Origin of the sequence: Paracrocinitomix mangrovi (assembly GCF_019740355.2) — a bacterium.
GTDB lineage: Bacteria > Bacteroidota > Bacteroidia > Flavobacteriales_D > Crocinitomicaceae > Paracrocinitomix > Paracrocinitomix mangrovi.
Window position 1 is genome coordinate 482,933 of record NZ_CP091819.1, and the last position, 17,910, is coordinate 500,842.

At 33.5% G+C, this 17,910-nt stretch carries 19 protein-coding genes; 6 read left to right on the plus strand and 13 right to left on the minus strand.

Annotated elements, in window-relative coordinates:
- Window positions 1-2: 2 nt before the first annotated feature.
- Complete coding sequence (locus K6119_RS02145; RefSeq protein WP_221834033.1) at window positions 3-962, minus strand: DNA adenine methylase; 960 nt, start codon at window positions 960-962, stop codon at window positions 3-5.
- A 325-nt stretch (window positions 963-1,287) separates the two neighbouring features.
- On the opposite strand from K6119_RS02145, the gene K6119_RS02150 reads away from it, so the two are divergent.
- From K6119_RS02150 to K6119_RS02160, 3 genes are all read left to right on the plus strand, one after another.
- The gene (locus K6119_RS02150; RefSeq protein WP_221834031.1) at window positions 1,288-2,049 is read left to right on the plus strand and encodes a hypothetical protein; all 762 of its coding nucleotides are present in this window, start codon (window positions 1,288-1,290) and stop codon (window positions 2,047-2,049) included.
- A gap of 141 nt (window positions 2,050-2,190) precedes the next feature.
- Window positions 2,191-3,867 (plus strand): hypothetical protein, encoded by a 1,677-nt coding sequence (locus tag K6119_RS02155; protein WP_221834029.1) that lies wholly within the window; start codon window positions 2,191-2,193, stop codon window positions 3,865-3,867.
- Window positions 3,868-3,960: 93 nt separating this feature from the next.
- Complete coding sequence (locus K6119_RS02160; RefSeq protein WP_221834028.1) at window positions 3,961-4,392, plus strand: hypothetical protein; 432 nt, start codon at window positions 3,961-3,963, stop codon at window positions 4,390-4,392.
- A 33-nt stretch (window positions 4,393-4,425) separates the two neighbouring features.
- Here the strand turns inward: K6119_RS02160 and K6119_RS02165 are convergent, their stop codons facing one another.
- Both K6119_RS02165 and K6119_RS02170 read right to left on the minus strand, forming a co-directional pair.
- Window positions 4,426-5,508 (minus strand): fatty acid desaturase family protein, encoded by a 1,083-nt coding sequence (locus tag K6119_RS02165; protein ID WP_221834026.1) that lies wholly within the window; start codon window positions 5,506-5,508, stop codon window positions 4,426-4,428.
- Between the two features lie 28 nt (window positions 5,509-5,536).
- Entirely contained in the window at window positions 5,537-5,980 is a 444-nt protein-coding gene (locus K6119_RS02170; RefSeq protein WP_221834024.1) for a cold-shock protein, read from the minus strand.
- Window positions 5,981-6,414: 434 nt separating this feature from the next.
- Between K6119_RS02170 and K6119_RS02175 the strand changes: the two genes are divergently transcribed.
- The gene (locus tag K6119_RS02175) at window positions 6,415-6,837 is read left to right on the plus strand and encodes a hypothetical protein (RefSeq protein WP_221834023.1); all 423 of its coding nucleotides are present in this window, start codon (window positions 6,415-6,417) and stop codon (window positions 6,835-6,837) included.
- A gap of 112 nt (window positions 6,838-6,949) precedes the next feature.
- Here K6119_RS02175 and K6119_RS02180 read toward each other — a convergent pair whose 3' ends face one another.
- On the minus strand, window positions 6,950-8,440 hold the full coding sequence (locus K6119_RS02180; protein ID WP_221834022.1) for a WG repeat-containing protein: 1,491 nt from the start codon (window positions 8,438-8,440) through the stop codon (window positions 6,950-6,952).
- Window positions 8,441-8,637: 197 nt separating this feature from the next.
- Here K6119_RS02180 and K6119_RS02185 point away from each other — a divergent pair, with 197 nt between their 5' ends.
- Window positions 8,638-9,699, plus strand: coding sequence for a T9SS type A sorting domain-containing protein (locus K6119_RS02185; RefSeq protein ID WP_221834021.1), 1,062 nt, complete (start codon window positions 8,638-8,640; stop codon window positions 9,697-9,699).
- Between the two features lie 62 nt (window positions 9,700-9,761).
- On the opposite strand, the gene K6119_RS02190 is transcribed toward K6119_RS02185, so the two are convergent.
- The 7 genes from K6119_RS02190 to K6119_RS02220 form a co-directional block, all read right to left on the minus strand.
- Window positions 9,762-10,073: a hypothetical protein gene (locus tag K6119_RS02190; protein ID WP_221834020.1), complete on the minus strand. Its 312-nt coding sequence runs from the start codon at window positions 10,071-10,073 to the stop codon at window positions 9,762-9,764.
- A 75-nt stretch (window positions 10,074-10,148) separates the two neighbouring features.
- The gene (locus tag K6119_RS02195) at window positions 10,149-11,234 is read right to left on the minus strand and encodes a fatty acid desaturase family protein (protein ID WP_221834019.1); all 1,086 of its coding nucleotides are present in this window, start codon (window positions 11,232-11,234) and stop codon (window positions 10,149-10,151) included.
- 12 nt (window positions 11,235-11,246) lie between these two features.
- Window positions 11,247-11,606, minus strand: a complete 360-nt coding sequence (locus K6119_RS02200) for a hypothetical protein (RefSeq protein ID WP_221834018.1) — start codon at window positions 11,604-11,606, stop codon at window positions 11,247-11,249.
- Entirely contained in the window at window positions 11,599-11,796 is a 198-nt protein-coding gene (locus tag K6119_RS02205; RefSeq protein WP_221834017.1) for a cold-shock protein, read from the minus strand. Before K6119_RS02205 ends, K6119_RS02200 begins: the two co-directional genes overlap by 8 nt.
- Before the next feature lie 33 nt (window positions 11,797-11,829).
- Complete coding sequence (locus K6119_RS02210; protein ID WP_221834016.1) at window positions 11,830-13,035, minus strand: DEAD/DEAH box helicase; 1,206 nt, start codon at window positions 13,033-13,035, stop codon at window positions 11,830-11,832.
- A 411-nt stretch (window positions 13,036-13,446) separates the two neighbouring features.
- Window positions 13,447-15,054, minus strand: a complete 1,608-nt coding sequence (locus tag K6119_RS02215; protein WP_221834014.1) for a PEGA domain-containing protein — start codon at window positions 15,052-15,054, stop codon at window positions 13,447-13,449.
- A gap of 85 nt (window positions 15,055-15,139) precedes the next feature.
- Window positions 15,140-15,931 carry a hypothetical protein gene (locus K6119_RS02220; RefSeq protein ID WP_221834012.1) on the minus strand — a complete coding sequence of 264 codons (792 nt, stop codon included), beginning with the start codon at window positions 15,929-15,931 and terminating at the stop codon, window positions 15,140-15,142.
- A 169-nt stretch (window positions 15,932-16,100) separates the two neighbouring features.
- Here K6119_RS02220 and K6119_RS02225 point away from each other — a divergent pair, with 169 nt between their 5' ends.
- The gene (locus K6119_RS02225; protein ID WP_237828077.1) at window positions 16,101-17,072 is read left to right on the plus strand and encodes a hypothetical protein; all 972 of its coding nucleotides are present in this window, start codon (window positions 16,101-16,103) and stop codon (window positions 17,070-17,072) included.
- A gap of 1 nt (window position 17,073) precedes the next feature.
- Here K6119_RS02225 and K6119_RS02230 read toward each other — a convergent pair whose 3' ends face one another.
- Entirely contained in the window at window positions 17,074-17,418 is a 345-nt protein-coding gene (locus tag K6119_RS02230; protein WP_221834008.1) for a hypothetical protein, read from the minus strand.
- Between the two features lie 218 nt (window positions 17,419-17,636).
- On the minus strand, window positions 17,637-17,834 hold the full coding sequence (locus K6119_RS02235; RefSeq protein ID WP_221834006.1) for a cold-shock protein: 198 nt from the start codon (window positions 17,832-17,834) through the stop codon (window positions 17,637-17,639).
- Window positions 17,835-17,910: the final 76 nt, after the last annotated feature.

Here is a 17,910-nt window from a genome sequence, read left to right on the forward strand (position 1 = left end):
AGTTATCTTTCTGGATTAACTTTTTTGTTCTTAACCTCTTTTTCAGTCAGCTTCAGAGGAATTCTACCTGTTTTCTGATTGGCAATAAAATACTTGTTCATCCAAATCACTTCAGTTCTAGAAAGATCATCTCCACTTACACCTCTTGTGCTGGTTTCAATAGTCTTTTTTACCCAACCTTTTTTAGTGGTTAAAATTGAATTATAAAGTTGATTTTCATATCCACTAATGAACACCATGCATTTCGCTTTATTTAGAATTTGAAGCAGCTCTAAATGATATTCTTCTTCTTCAATTTCTTCATCATAACTACTAGATCGATTCGCAAGATAAGGTGGGTCAATGTATACTAAAGTTGCTGGTCTATTGAGGAACTTATTGAATAACTCTATCGCGTCTTTGTTTTCAATTCTAACATTTCGTAGACGTTCAGATACTTTCAATAGTCTTTCAGGTAAATTATACCATCTATTAACTCTCGCCTCCTTACCATTTCTGGTGTAAGAATTTGACGTTGAAAAACCGCCTTTATTCTTTCCGAATGCTCCATTGATTGCCATCATTGATTTTACTAAAAACCTTCTCGCTTTTTCAAGATCATCAATGTTTTTATCTTCATTTCTTGAAATATCCAATTCCTCTGATGAATAAGGAGTTAATGCAACTTGTCTACATAATTCTTCAGAATTATTTCTTAACTGAGAAAATAATGTGGTAATCTCGCTATTTATATCATTGATGATTTCTATCTGCGCAGGTTCCTTAGCTAAAGTTAAAGCTGCCGAGCCGCAGAATAACTCAACCCAACAGTTGTGTGGAGGTAAATCTACACACATTCTCATTGCGAGATTATTCTTTGATCCAAAGTATCCAAATGGAGGGTTTATTTTCTCCCTTTTCTTATTATTTGAGGCTACAGTACCATCAATTTGTTTCATGATTTTCTCTGTATCGTAATTCACATAAAAATAATTAAAATGAAGCTGAATTATCTAGGTTTTATTACGGATTCCTAAAAATATTTATTAACAACCTAAATTATTCACGTTTTGCAATTTTTCTTCAATTCAAAACACATTTTTATCAAAAGGGAAAACAAACTTTGTCACCAGCCTGCCTAACAAACCTATCAAAATTATTAGCTAATCCAAAGAATATCAGAAAAATGCGTATTTCCCGCAATTGGGTTTGGGCTCTCCTACCCTCTTCCATCTGAGCAAATTAATCTATAATTACTTGCTTGTACCAAATCCCAAATTTTAATACATTTGAGTGATACCCCAACTTATGAAAGCAAAGCATTTTCAACTTGGTATTTTCTCATTGATCTTAGGGTTAACTTTGGTTTCTTGCCGAAAAGATAAGGAGGTAGAAGATCCTAATGCCAACTTAAGCATCCATGATACTATTCCGTTTTTTGGTTTTGATGAAAGTGCGGTTTGGGTTTTTGCCAATGATTGGGACCAATCTGCCCCATTGCCTCCTTACTCACATGAGGTTTATTTAGACACTTTTACTTACTATTTTGATGGTGATACCGTTATGGATAGGTCCTTGAGTACTGATTGGGATATTACTGAATATACAGGCGTAAACACTTATAAAAGATTAAGGTTTATTAAAAAGACCTCAGTATTTATAGATCCTAACAACCCTATTTCTCAAAACCCTGATTATGTTACTACCAAAGAAGGAATTGCTGCTTATTTTAGATATGAGCAAGATGCGCAAAAAGTGATAGTGGCAAAACGATCCGGTTCAAACTATAATCTGGAGGCCAACGATTTGTTATTGTATGATTTTTCATTGAACGCTGGAGATACTGTGCCTTATAATGCGCGTTTGGCTTCCTGGCAGAATTATACCGTAAGTGGTGTTTATCCATATTACTACAAGGCAGATGCATACTGGAAAAAGTTTGTTTTAACCAATGACAATGGAGAAGAGTTTATCTACATTGATGGGATGGGAAGTTTTACTGGCTTACTCAATACATTCACAAAAGGATTGGTTTCTTTTCACAGTGATCAGTTTGATTATGTTCCTTAAATAGTATCTATTTTTAAGATCCTTCCCCTACTCTTTTTTGTTGAAGCTGAATTGAAAGCCTCTAAATCATTGACTTTGTTAGTGTGTTTGTAACTAAAAATCCTCCCCCAGATTATAAAGTTAAATCCAAAAACCTAGCAGATGAAAACTTTATACTTGTTGTTATTCCACTTCGCTTTTATCTCACATCTTGCTTTTGCAGACATTCCACTTTTAACCATTGAAAAGATTGAAGCCTACACGCTTTATCCTGAAAATAGTTTTAGAATTGAAGCCAATGTAGATGAAGATATCATCATCAATCCAAAAGATTTGGCAGCCCTTAAAGGTTTGAAAATTCATCACATTGATTTGGTATATACATCTTACCTGGGAAAGAAAACATTCAACCAAAATGCAGTAAACAAGCAGCAAATTGCCAAATTAAAAGAGGTTTTTCCTCAAGCAGTTTCAGACGCTCCTACATGGAAATGTATTGAGCAAACAGGTGCTAAAACTAACAAAGAAGCCAAAACTTACTTTCACGGATTTATTGTGCATTTTGGTCCTGCACTGGATTATCAGCATTTAAGTACATTTTTTAAACCTTTTCAAACTCCGGTCAAATCATTTACGGTTAAAGCCAATGATGGCGGTAACTTTGATTGTGGTGACGGAACTACTTTGAAAATTGGCGGTAACACCGTAACACACGCAGATGGTAGTCCGGTAAATGGTGATTACACTTTACAATACAAAGAGTTTAAAGATCCTTCAGATATCTTGTTTTCAGGGATTCCAATGACTTTTAATAATGGAAGAAGAGATCAAAACTTCTCTTCTGTTGGGATGTATGAAATTAGAGCTGAGCAAGATGGGAAATCCTTAAAAATGAAAGCTCCGGCTGCTGTTGATTTTAACTGCACTAAAGTAGACAATGGCGTAGGTTTTTATCAGATGGATGATCAATCAGGTAAATGGTCAAAGAAGAAAGATGTGGCTTTTAGAGCTCCTTTAAAACTGCTTTCAAAGTTTCAATCAAAACTTGCTTTTGACGGAATTGAGTTTGAACTCAATGCAGATATCTACAATCATTATTCAGAGATTCAATTCAACGAATCATGCTGGGATTGGGTGTTCAAACACTTTGCCACACATCCTGAACTCAATGCAGTACTGGAAAAAATAGATGAATCTAACAGAACAGCTCGCATGACTATTGAGCCAAAGCAATTCACAGAAATGGTAGCAGATATCATCATGGAAGAAAAAAAGGCAGAAATGCAAAGAGAACTTGAGAGACAAATTGCAGAAGAAAAACAACGCATTGCAGAATGGCAAGAACAAGAACGCATTCGCCAGGAAGAAGAGCGTGCAAGATTGGAAAAAGCCCGTCAAGAAGATCAACGTTTTGGCAATACCCTGCTTTCTGAAGGAATAGATGAAGGACACACCTACCCTGCTCTGGTTAAGGATTTAAACTCTCCAGGCTTTGGCGTGTACAATTGTGATCAGGTATATGATTTAGAACAACCGCTAGAATTGTCTCCGGTTTATGTAGATGAAAACGGAACTGAGATTAAAAACAAACATGTGGTTTGCGTGATCGATCTCAACTATAATGGATCATTCAGTTTTCACCCAAACAATATTACCTGTAGCGGAAAAGGAAGAAATGTGATTTTGCTTTTTACAGATAACAAAGACGTTTACATGTTAAGTGAAGAGAAATTCAATCAACTGAGTTTAAACAACAATATGCGTCCAACATTTGCTATGCAAAACATGACATCAGTAATTAAAACTTCAGATGATTTGAAGAAGTATTTGAAGATATGATGAACAAATAAGTTTGGAAATTGACTTAGATTTGGGTGATATTATCCTTTATTAATGGCATAAAAGTTGCCGGTACGATATCAAAAATCATCAATGAAATTATTTCTGTTAAGCTTACTACTATTACCATTTACTTTGTTTAGTCAAAGTATTCAAAGCGAAAAACATTTGAGATCAATCTTCTCTACTAAAGATACAAGCTATCTGAAGGAAATGGGGTTCAAACAAACCAAAGAAAATACCTGGACCAATATGAGTAATGGAGAGTCGGTTCTTTTTGAAGAAAAATCAATTACGTATTCATTTATAGACCAACTGCTAATTTCAAATGAAAATGATCATGAGGAAGTAGCCAAAGCAAAATCTACAGGATATAAATGGAAAGAAATCTTTAGTAAGAGCAATAAAGTAAAGATTGAAGAATATGAGTATCACGTAGATAAGCTCATCAAGAGAAGAAAGTACATGCTCAAAATGACAGAGTATGAAAATAGACGAATATCTATTACAATGGTGATGAAATAGATTCGTTGATGATTAATATTCCTTCAAAACTTACTAATCCTGCCCCAATCTCTTCAAGGTACGAATGTGCGATTTAAACGCAGCATAAAAAGACTTTTGGCTGTGATATGGCTGTCCGTATTCTTTAGCTGTTTCTTGCACAATGTGCGAAAGTTTAGGGTAATGAATATGTGAGATATGAGGGAAAAGATGATGTTCTACCTGAAAATCTAATCCTCCGATATAAGCGCTTAAAAATGTCTTTTTAATCCCAAAATCTGAAGTTGTTTTCAATTGGTGAACGTAGAAATCATCATTGATTTCAAAGTTTTCATCCGGCATAGGTTCGTTCATATCTTCTACTACATGTGCCATTTGAAATACAGTTCCCATAATGATTGATGATACCACATTAATGATCATGAATCCGATCAATACCTGCCACCAAGTGAAATCTGTTAACAATACAGGAAGTACAAGCATTACAAACAAATACACCACTTTAATCAAGATCAACTTCCAAAGAGCTGAACTGTATTTGGCGTTATAAACCTTAAGTGCTCCTAATTTGTTGTAAGCTTTTAACCACTTAAACTCTAAAGAAAATCGTGAAAGTGTCATGAAACTATACAAGAATGGTCCAAATACATGTTGGTATCTGAACTTCTTTTTATAATCAGAGTTTTTTGAAAGTCTGATCAAACCTTTGGTATCTACATCACTGTCCCATTCATAAACATTTGGATATGTGTGATGCAAAAGATTATGTTGGATTTTCCAGTTCAATACATTGCTTCCAAAAAGCATCATACTATTGGCCATCAAATTGTTAAGCCATTCATGTTTTGAAAAAGATCCGTGAGCTGCATCATGCATTACGCCCATCCCTACTCCGGCTTTACCAATTCCCATTAATACCAGTAGCAGAATGACAGACCAGGCAGGCATTGAAACTGTAAAAATAACAACGATTGGTGCCAGGTATAAAGCCAGCATCACAATAGCCTTGATTAGAATTGTACTTCCACCGTAGGTAGAAATTTTGTGTTCTTTGAAGTATTTACGAACTCTTTTTGAAAGCTCTTTAGCGAATTCCTTTTGCACGGTGTCCTTCGCTTTGAATTTAATTGTTTGCATTAAGTTTTTTGAGTGTTCTTATGGTGTATTAAATTTTCTTTACTTGTACAGCCATCATTCCTCTATCCCCTCTTTCAGTAAGGAATTGTACGTTGTCGCCTTCCACGATAGGCTCCTGACAATTGTTCATGTGTACGAAATAAGATGTTGAAGAATTTTTGTCTTTAATAAAGCCGTAACCTTTATCATCATTAAAAAATGTTACTCTTCCGTTATAAAGACTTTCCTCTTCAGGTAGATTTTCTGATTTAGGGATTCCTAATTCAATGTCTTCAGCTTTGATAGTTTTTTTCTTTTTGTTTTCATCAGGTGGTGTATCCACGATTACACCGTTCTCATCTACATAAGCCATCATAGCTTCTAAAGAAGAACCTTTGTCTTGCGCTTTACGTTCTTCTTTTCTTGCCAGTTTTTCTTTCTTTTTCTGTGCTTTCTTTTTCTGTTGTTCTTTTTTACTGAAACTGTCTGCCATTAATCTTTTTTGTTGATTATAATTCTTGTAAACTAAAAAAATGAAGTTCTTTAATTTTCCGAATTAACTCTGCTAAAAGATAAGTGGGCCACTAAACGGTATTTAATTTACCGCAATAAAGAACGCTACATGAGTTAGCTTATACGAGTACAAAGATACGATAAAGATTTGGCTCTATAAATATATTTAGAATATAGTGTGGTTTTATCAATCTAACTAATTGAAGATGAATATGTATGAAAGATTATCCTCCAGATGGATGTTTTGCTAAGTTTTTTGGATGTAAAAGCTAATTGTTGTTGACAACTGTTGCTTTTATTTACTTTCAAAATTTAACTTTATTTAAATGTCAATCATCTATCCATCAGACATTTTAAAATAATTTTGGATCACAATGTAAACGCAATTATGACGTTAAAACAAAAATTAAAATTATGAAAAGATTATTATGGATCGCGGCAATAGCCTTAGTAGTTGTGTCTTGTAACAAAGACCAAAAAGCAGTTAAACGTTTAGATGGAACATGGAATGTTTCAAGTTGGTTAGCTACCTGGAATGGAACAACTGAAGAGTATATAGCAGATGGGTATACTTTTACAATGAAATTTGATAACTGCAAACTAAAAGATGAAGAGTTTTGTAGTATTACAATGACAGAAGCTTATCAAGGATCAACAGACTCATACGTAATGGAATATAGAGTTGCCGGAGGTGGAACTTCATTAGAAATTAGAGATCTTGATTATCCATCTGAATTAACTTATTTCAGAATTGACGAAATGACGAAGGATAAATTAGTACTTTATTTAGATGAAGGAGATGGAGATTACTCCACATTGACACTGAATAAAGAATAATTCAAATATTAATTGAAGCCCCGACATAAGTTGGGGCTTTTTTTTTGGTCAATACTTTATTTAAGTATAAACACTTAATAGGTTGTAAAACAGTAGTTTTACATCTGTTAAATTATTTAAATGCACTACAGGGTCCACCAAAAGGAGAGAATTCCTTTTTTGCAATTAGACTACCCTTTTCATCAAACAAAAAAGCCTCTTTTCCTTTTTGCATCAACATGCAATTTGATCCACAATCATTGGTAGAAATGTAATTGGCATCACAAGCCATTTCATATTCACAGGGAACTAAGATACTTCCGTCATGGCTCAACCATCCACATTTTCCATCTTTCATGACAAAGAATTTTTTGTAATCCTGTATGATTATGTCATATTCTGCAGGAACTAAAACCTTTCCTTTAGTTGATGTTATACCTTTTTTTCCTTTTTCAAGGTGTATGAATAAGTCACCCTCATCAGCTACAAAGTCCCTCATTTTATTGTTCGCATCATCTAGCAATTGAATTTTAGATGGATCTATTGATTCCTTTAGTTTAGCTTTCTTATCATAGCGGTTTATAGTACTTTTATTGATGGCCATATATGCATCCCTTTCTTCATAAACAGTATCAAATTCAGCAGGGATTAAATATTTCAAGCTTGAAAAATCAAACAATCCTTGTTTTCCATCAGCTGTCTTAACTATTTTGGTTTTATGGTATCTATCATCCGGATAAATAGCACTAAATCTAAGTTCAGTTAATGGATTTAATTCGCTATTCACCATTATCCATTCACCGTTCTTTTTTACAAAAGATGTATCGTTTCCTTTAAAATCATACTCCAATTCTTCATAAGAAATAGGCACTACAATTTTTCCAGAAGGATCAACAGCACCCCACAAACCATTCTTTTTAATAAGGTTTGCTTCTTCAAATGGATCAGAGATAAATTCATATTCAAAGGGTAAAATCACTTTGCCGGTATAAGTTACCATTCCGCATTTGCCATAAGAATCTTTGAGAGCAATGTTTCCCAGCACATTAAATCCGAAATTTTTATCATCCCAACTAGTGCACACATAGGCACCTGGAACAACTGCGTTAAATGCAGGATCGTAGATACTGAAATAATCAGAATACTTTACCAAAAGATATCCTTTGTATTGATCATGTAGCGCTCTGATATCGGTCCAATAATCACCATTATTGAGCATAACGCTGTATCCGTAATAACTTTGATATCCACCATCAACAACTGCCGGAACAGCATAAAGAGTATCATTGATGAAGTACGGTTGGTAATCATAAATGAAATCAAAATGACTTTCAAGAGATTTAGTGAGAGATCCCCATTTTCCAGTACTATTTTTTAAAATAATGTGTTTACCACGAAACAGCTTTGGCGTGTAAAAATTTCCAATATCCTTTTCATTTTGATAGTCTGCTCTGGTAGGATATATGAAATAATCACCCAGGAAGGCGGTATAAACCTCTTCTGTTAACTTCTCTTTTTTAACCGAATCTTTTAATAAGATAAAACCTTCGCCATTATACTGTAGAACTTGCGAATTGGCAACAAAGACAGTTGCACTGAAAATGAGTGAAATAAGAGCCTTCATAATAGTGAAGGTAATGTTTCTAAATTAAATAGTTAACACTGGTAAATACTCAATTGAATTTGTTTTGCGGTCAATTGTAAAATGATCATTAAGAAGCAAAGTTGAAATTTAGAATAATAATAGCCATTTAAGTATAAACGCTTAATTGATTGTAAGTCAGTATCTATATCTTTGAGGTGAACTAAAAAGACACTACTATGAAACTAATTTACAATGTGATTTTATTCACCTTTTTATCTTTTCAAATAAATGCCCAAACTACAGATGTGGCAGTTGGATTAAGCAGCCCTAATGGATTAGCTGTAAAAGGCAACCAGATGTATATAGCTGAATACGGCGGAGATAAAATATCAGTTATTGATTACACAGGAGCTTTACCTGCAGCGGCTACTGATTTCGTAACTGGTTTAAATGGGCCTTCAGATTTACTCATAGTTGGTGATTTTTTATATGTTACTGAATTTGATGGAGGAAAAATATCTAAAATTGATTTAACAGCAACATCTCCTACAGCTACAACTGTTATGAGTGGATTAGCTGCTGTAACAGGCATTGAAGTATACGGAAATCATATTTACTTCGCAGAGGCAGATAAAATTTCCAGATTTGATTACTCGCTCTCTTCTCCAACTAAATCTACAGTATTATCAGGATTTTTTTTCCCTAGTCAATTATTGATGAACGGAGACACCCTCTACGTAGCAGAAGGAAGTGGAGATAGGATTTTTAAAGTAGATTTATCGGCTGGTACACTTACAGCTGTGAATGTGGTAACCAATGTATGGACAGCTTCAGGTATTGCTTTTAATGGGGAAGACCTATATTATTGCGAGTCAATGGCAGATTCAATAACTAAAGTTGATATCTGGTCTTCTTCTCCGGTTGAAAGCTCTGTTTTAACTTCATTAAATCGCCCAACAAGATTGCTAGTTACAGGTAATGATCTTTACATTTCTGAGACAGATGGGAATAAGGTATCTAAACTTCCGGTTTCATTTGCTTCAAACAAGAAAATTGAAAAAGAAAATACATTATTGGTATATCCAAATCCTAGTAATGATGGTGCTTTTCATGTAAGAGCTACATCTAATCTGACTCAGTATGCCATTTATAATATTTCCGGTGAACTTGTGATCGAGAAAACTATATCTGAACCAAGTAATGAAATTGATTTTAAAGTTGAAGCTGCAGGTGTTTACATGATCCATTTGATAGGAGATAATTTTTCAGAGAAAAGAAAAATTATCGTAGATAACTAAAGTGTCTTTTTAAAAGACAAAAAAATCCCCAAGCTTTGTGATAAAACTTGGGGATTAAGCATTTATTCAATTGTAAATCGATCTAATATAGAATGCTTTTCTTCTACTTTGTAAAGCATCAAATATACTCCCGGACTTAATGAGGAAATGTCTACCGTAGCAGCTTCACCTTGCATCAATTTCTCTTTTTCATGTTCACGGAATAGCGTATATGTTGTGTTTTTAGGAAGATGATAGGTTTTTTTACCCTCTTCTCCATCAACTTTAGTTTCAGTGATTCTTGGATGAATTTTGGTTTCTGCCTCTTGTGCGCTTGACACAAATGCGTTTCCAATAAATGCAGCCATTAAGGTTAAGATAATTTTCGTGTTCATTTAAGTTAAATTTTTAGTTCAACTTTATAAGTAGTCATCTTACAATAAGTTACGGTTTATTTCGTAGTTATTTTTTTATGACTCCTTTCCTAGCCTTTTTAAAGTTTTAATGTGCGATTTATAAGCACTTGCAAAAGATTTTTTGCAATGATATGGTTGGCCATATTCTGCAGCCGTTAATTCCACAATCAATGATAAATCAGGATAATGTACATGGGATATGTTAGGGAATAGATGGTGTATCGCTTGAAAATCTAATCCACCAATGTACCATCCTAAAATACTTTTTCTTTTACCAAAATCTGATGTAGTTTCTAGTTGATGTACATAAAACTGGTTATTGATAACGCCATTCTCATCCGGTAATGGCTGAGACATACCTTCTACCACATGAGCCATCTGAAAAACAGTTCCCATGATCATAGATGCAGTAAAGTGCATTATGCTAAAACCTAACAAAATCTGCCACCAACTGAAATCGGTGAAGATAAAAGGCATCCCAATGAAAACTCCTAAATAGATGATTTTGTTAATCAAAAGGTTTCTGAAATTTTTGCCTAAAGATCCACTGTAAATTTTCAAAGCTCCTAAACGGTGATAAGTTATCAATTGCTGAAAATCTCCAATAAATTTTGAGAGTGTCATGAAGCTATATAAAAACGGACCAAAAATGTATTGATACTTATATATTTTGTGATGCTCAGCATGGTTAGATAATCGAATTATTCCTTTTGTATCTATATCGTTATCCCATTTGTATACATTGGGATAACTATGATGTAATACATTGTGCTGTATTTTCCAATTAATCAGGTCAGTTCCAAATAAAAAAATACTTCCGGCCATTATACTGTTCAGCCACTTGTATTTTGAGAAAGTACCATGTGCGGCATCATGCATTACCCCCATTCCAATACCGGCTTTACCAATTCCCATTAGAACTATTAATGTCAAAGCCATTAAAGGATGAAGGTTTATTGTGAAAATTAAAACCAAAGGTGTTATGTATAATCCTAACATCAGTATGGCTTTAAACAAAATTTTACCTCCTCCAAAAGTTGATTTGTCTTTTTCTTTAAAATATTTTCGAACTCTTTTTGTAAGTTCATTTGCGAAATCTTTTTGATTTTGGTCTTTCGCTTTAAATTTGATTGCTTCCATTTATTTTTTCATTTAACTAATTACTATCAATTCAATTTCCAGCTGTTTTTCTCTGATTATTTGTGAGAACTTTAGTCTATCTCCTTCATTTACTACTAAGTAAAATTTGCCTGATAGCAGTTTTGCTCTTACGGAAAAAAGGATCCATTTTAAGATCAATTCGTTTAGTCTTGAATTGGTATAATTGTTTTCAAATTCGTAAAAATCTGTTGAGTTTTCATATTCCGCGACTAATCGTGGAATATGAAATACATTGGAATTTTTATAATTCAATGCTTTAGTTGGAAGGGATTTACTTCCTCTTTGGCGAATAATTACCCCTTCTTTTTTTGTTAGCTCATCAATGAATTGATCAATATCCTTGCTAGTCATTAATAACCTTTACATTAATGGCATTCATCCCTTTTTGTCCAGGACTCTCTTCATAAGAGACTTTATCGTCATCACTAATTCTGCCCAGGATTCCACTTTTATGTACAAATAAATCTTCGCTTTTATCTGCAGGTTCAATGAATCCAAAACCTTTTGTGTGATTGTAAAATTTAACTTTTCCTTCTTTCATTTTTGTTTGTTTTTTGATTGATTTTTTGGGGGCTTAGTCAATAAAAGTGTAAGCCATCCCCGTTTTACCGGCTCTTCCGGTTCTTCCAATTCTATGGATATATGTATCATAGTCAAGTGGAAGCTGGTAATTTATAACGTGAGTTACACTGTCAATATCCACTCCTCTCGCAGCTACATCTGTAGCAACTAATACTTTAATGCTACCTGTTTTAAATTTATTTAAAGCCTTCACTCTATAGTTTTGAGATTTATTACCATGAATTTGGTCAGATAAGATTCCTGATTGATTTAGTTTTTTACTCAACCTATCAGCTAATCTCTTTGTTTCTGCAAACAAAATAACCTTGTTAAAACTTTGTCCGGCCAATAATTTTTTCAGCATGTCAAATTTGTTGGCTCCGACAGGAACTCGGATAATATCTTGTGCTACATTTTTACTACTGGTTTCTCCATTGCTTACAGCAACTGTTATTGGATTAGATACAATTTCATGTATCAATAATTTTTGTTTTGGATCAATAGTAGCCGAAAACAACATGGTATGCTTTCGATTTTTCATTCGACCAATAATCTTCTTGATATCATTAACAAATCCCATGTCTAACATTCGATCAAATTCATCTAAAATCAATGTTTCTACTTGAGATATATTAAAATCTCCTCTATTAATTAAATCAATCAATCTACCGGGAGTTCCAATGAAAATATCATTTGATTGCTTTAACCTATTGATGTCTTTTTTCAAATTTGTTCCGCCAATATGACAAGAAGATCTAAATTCCATTCCAACAGTCAACTTTTTAAACTCTTGTTCTACTTGCAAGGCTAGTTCTCTAGTGGGAACAATAACCAAACTTTTAAATTGCTCTTGATTTGGATCTAATAGATTATGGATAATTGGAATTAAAAAAGCACCAGTTTTTCCCGTTCCAGTATTAGCAATACCAATTAAATTTTGTCTAAGGATTAAATTTTTATAAGTCTTTTCTTGGATTTCTGTTGGTTTAATAAAACCCATCTTATTTAAATTGGTCTTTAAACGGGGATTTAAATCCATATCCATGTAAAGTAATTTAGTTTCGTGTTTTGAGAGTTTTAATTCTTCAGCAGCTTGAATTAAACTACTAGGATTAATGGATGATTTTTGTTTTTTATTTGGTTTGTTCTGCTGAACTCTATTTTTACTCTGTTGAACTCTTTTTTTGTTTTGCTGAGTTCTATTACTACTTGTATTCATAAAATTAATTGCTATTTCAAGCAAGATTATTTCATAATGGACATGTATATTCTATATCAATTTTGTTGATATAAAAACTGATTGAAAAACATTGGTTTACACAATTTGATTTGAACTAAATCTTGTAGAGAAATGCACTCAATTTCAGAATGTACTTTTTTTCTGATGTCCTTATTTGTTGATTAATAAGAATGCAACTTTTACACACTTAAAGCATGAAACTGTTGAACAAATCAACTTTACATGCTGTTTCATGATAATCCTGATAGATGATAAGGAAGTTGTCGGTGCAATATGCTTTTGAAAAGCTATACCAAAAAAGTCACAAATTCAAAAATTGAGAATTAGCTTGATAATACAAAGGTAGGTTATTAAATCCACATGAAGTGTTAAAGTATGTTATATTAGCATCTAATCAAGTGTAGCTCTAGTGATACCAAGCTTTTTTTTGTATTGCATAACGAATATTAGGTCGCCATTTTCTGTTTCGCTTGATCTTATTGGATGAAATAAAGCACCATCTTCTTTATAGTTGTCTCTGTAGTTGACTGATAAGTAATTCAAATCTGTGTCAAACACTGACTGTACCTGGAAAGTTCTACCGTTCACCATGTTGTTGTAAAAACAGTAAACTTTGCCATTTTTAATGATAAATTCACAAGTCAATTTAGGCATATGATAAGAAGATGAAATTCCTTTTTCAATCCATTTAATCTTTGCTTCTTTACTTGAAAAGTTAATCAAAGCCATGTTGCCTGTTACCATTTTAGATGAAGTACTTGTGCTGCTGCTACCTCCTGAAGTTGAAGTAGTTGTCGTTACTATCATACCTTGTTTTTCTACACAAAGAATCTCATTTTCGGCATCTGAAATCACCCCTTTATTGATCAAAAATTCATCCTGATGTGGTGATTTTAAATTGAATTTCTTAAAGTTTAGTTCCTTAAAATCTCCAAGATCAATGGTAGACACAAAGGCATTGTTGATGAAAATATCTTTCTTTTCCTTGTCTATTTTTAGTCCAGAAACATAGGCTTTGCCTGTTTCTTCGTTTACGGATAATCTAGGAGTTCCGAACTTTCCAATACTGGAAACATCAATTTCAATAGTACTCATCTCCTCCCCTTTAGCAACAATAAGATACAAGGTTCCTCTATCTCCGGATTCAAGTACGAGTAATCTGTCATCTGCCAAAATTCTAGCTTCAATTATCTGTCTGTTTTGAACTGAATACTTTGCTTGTTTCTTCCCCATTCCATTATAGGCTACTAGGTTTCTTTTTGTATAGCAAATCAGTTTATTGGTTTGTTTGTTTCTATAATAACCATATTGATATTCGTCATCTACAATTAACTCACGGATATTCACTTTCTCTAGATCTTTGTATTGTGATCTTCTCAAAGAATCAATATTTAACAGGGTACATCTTTTCTTTTCTTCATCCAGTAAAATGATCTTTTTTTCACCATTTTCCATATAGGCATCAATTGGCGTTCCTCTTAACTTTATTTCTAAGTCAAAAGTCTCAGTGTGCGTCATGCTACTGTCCAAAATATGAACAAGCCCTTGATTAAAGAGATAATGAGAAGTATCAGCACCTATGTAAATGGAGAAATATCCCTTTTTGGTTTTGAAAAGCTCACCCTGCTCAAAGAAATTGGATTTTAAAGGATTCGTTTCTCCATTTGGAGTTAATTCGTACTGATAATAGTGCTTGTAGGTTCCTGACCACAACCAGGGTACTATGGCTACAAATCCTGTAAATACAGCCATTCCATTTACCCTGTCAAACTTTCCAATTTTTGTATTGTAAGTTTCATATCCTTCTTTTTTGATCTCTACTTTTCTTTGAACGCCCATTGGGAGTTTGTCTTTATGACGATAAGGAGTAGTTCCTTTGTATTGTCCACCAATGTACACTTCAGCATCCGGTACATTTGAAGTGATAATCGTTGTTGTAGCGCATGATTGGAGTAATATCAATGCAATAAAAAAGCAAGCCAGTGATAACTTATTCATATTTGGGTTAAATAAAATTATTCAGCCCTGAATATAGGTAATTAAACGATTTATTTTGAGAGAAAATTGTTAAAACTATTGATTCTTATTCCTCTTTAGTTCCTTCCCAGATACCTGTTTTCGCATATTTCACAAGTATTGGATTAAATGGAAGATGTGGATCATCATAGTCAAATAACATTTCAAAACCTTGTGTTCGTTCAAATTTCACGTAATAGTCATCTTCACAAAAAGGCAGTAAATAATGTATTCCTTTAGATGTTAGGTAAAAACTGCCATTGTAAGCGCCCTTACCTTCTTTAAAGTCTTTTAGGCAATATTGCATCAATTCAAACTGTTCCTTTCTACTTTCAGTTGTTGTATCCAAAGTAGACATGTAGCTTTCTAAATCTTTAACAATGATTTGGCTTACGGTATCATAAAAAACCTGCGTGTTTGGATTTCTCAAACCAAAAATATCATCTGACCATACAATTTCTTCGACAGCAATATTATAAGTGACATAGTTTTGACTTAAAACACCTTCATATTCACTGTGCCTCAGTTTTATGCAAAAAGTAAAGAATCGTTCAGAGTTTTCTAATATCTGATAATCAAAAGCGTAATCAAATCCACCTTCTGTTGATACAGGAATGTACCATGAAAGGTCTTTGTTCTCATCAAATGGTGCGTGTAAATACCAGAAAAATATCTTTTCATTGATTTTTTTTGCCAGTTCAGGATTGTTTTCTGATTTTACCATAAAAAACCTGCTCAAGCTTGAATCTATTACACCCTCTTTTTGATAACTCCCCTCCTGGTAAGTGAGATCCACAATTTCAAACTGCGCAAAATTTAAGAATGGGAAGCAAATAAAAATGATGCTTAAGTACTTCATGGGGAAAGCTTTAACTCTAATGTAGGATTAATTTGAGTAAAGACAAAAGAAAATTTTCTAAGCCTTGGTTTTCAGATAATTCACTGGCGTTTGGGGAGTATTAAACATGATTTTACTCACTTTAGATTTAGCTAGATTTTCTATTTTAGTAGGAGTTACTTTTGTATAGATGAAAAACTACCTCTTAATATTAGTATTTCTATTTGCACTGATGTCGTGCAAGAAAAAAAGCATCAATTGCGGCTTAGAGTGCGGCACACAAACTGAACAGATGGTTTTTCAAACAGGATTTGATGGAACTGTTCTTAACAATGGGGCTTACAGCAATGTAGAGATAAGCGGTATAGATACTAATTTAACAACTAACAGCTATTGGGATGACTTTCAAAATCATCCTAACATTGGATATGTTGAGATTGGATATGAAGATGGTGATGACTCACAAAGGAAAGCTAGTATTGTTGATGATCCTGATAATCCAGGAAATGAAGTGCTAAAATTTCAGTTGATGCAAGCCCACATCAAAGAGGGGTCAAATTACAAAGGAAGAGTTCAATTGAGTGTCCATAACAATAATTGTATCAAGGAGTTATACCAAACAGTTAAATTAAAGCTTCATCCGGATATGGCATATATAAAAGACATGCCTGAGAAGTTTTACTGGTTTACTTTATTTGAATTTTGGAACAACGGAGCCTGGACCAAGGAAAAGTTCCCGTTTAGGATTTCAGTGAATTTATTTAAGGAAGAAGGCGCAGGAAATGAGATAAACTTTAGAGCCAAAGCAGACTACCGAAATTGCAAAACTTGTGGATGGAAAGAAGTTTGGGGAGAAACGGCTACCTCATTTCCTTTGGTGTTTGGTGAATGGATGGAAATTGAAATCTATTTAAAAGAAGGTGATGAAAATAATGGTAGATTCTACCTTGCCGTAACTGCTGCAGGAGGATCTAAAATGGTTTTGTTTGATGTAAATAATACAACTCAACATCCAAAAGAGAATTGTGCAGATGGTTTTACCCACTTTGAAGCCATGAAAGTTTATACATCAGAGGATAATATCAACTATATGAATGATGCAGGAAAAGAGTTGTCTTTGTTTTGGGATGACTGGTCTTTATACATTAATAAACAACCTTAATTTATTGTATCCACTCCCCTTCTTCTTCCTTACATGTTATATAGATGGGAGAATTCTCTTCTTGAAGTGGAACCAAACTTAATTTAAATACTTCCCAATCAAGTGTAAGCTTGTCTTCATTTGGATGCACAAAGGTGATTGGGTCCTTTAAAACAATCGGCTTGCTCCATTCATAACCCTGAGAAGAAGTGGCGGTTATCCTAACTTTATTGTTGAGCATACTTGTTGCACACTCAATTTCAATGACAAGCTTATCCAGTCTTGTTTTTTTACCTATTTCCTTTTCAGTTGGATGCTTGTATTTTAGGTCAAATTTTTCTCTGTACAGCATTACGGTATGATGCATTAAAAGGTGCTTTAACTTCCCAAAAAAAATAATTTGGAGAGCTAGAATTAACGTACTATAGGTTCATAAAAAAGGAAAGGCAATCCTGTCACCAGATTGCCTAACAAACCTATCAAAAAATTGAATTAATCCAAATTAAATTGGAAAAACCCGTATTTTCCGCAATGTTGTTTATTCAGTGAGTTCCTTTGGAATCCTGAATAATTAAGAAGTATATCTTAGTCTTTTATTACAGTTACGTTAACTGCGTTGATACCTTTTCTTCCATCAGCTTCTTCATATTGAACTTTGTCATTTTCATTAATAACATCATTCAAACCGCTTGAGTGAACAAAGATTTCTTTACCACCATCTGCAGGTACGATAAAACCAAATCCTTTTTCCTGATTGAAAAATTTAACTGTCCCTTCTTTCATTTTACTTGTATTTAAAAAATTAAAAATTGATATAAATTACTATTAATCGATTGTAAAATCACAATCTTAAGAACTT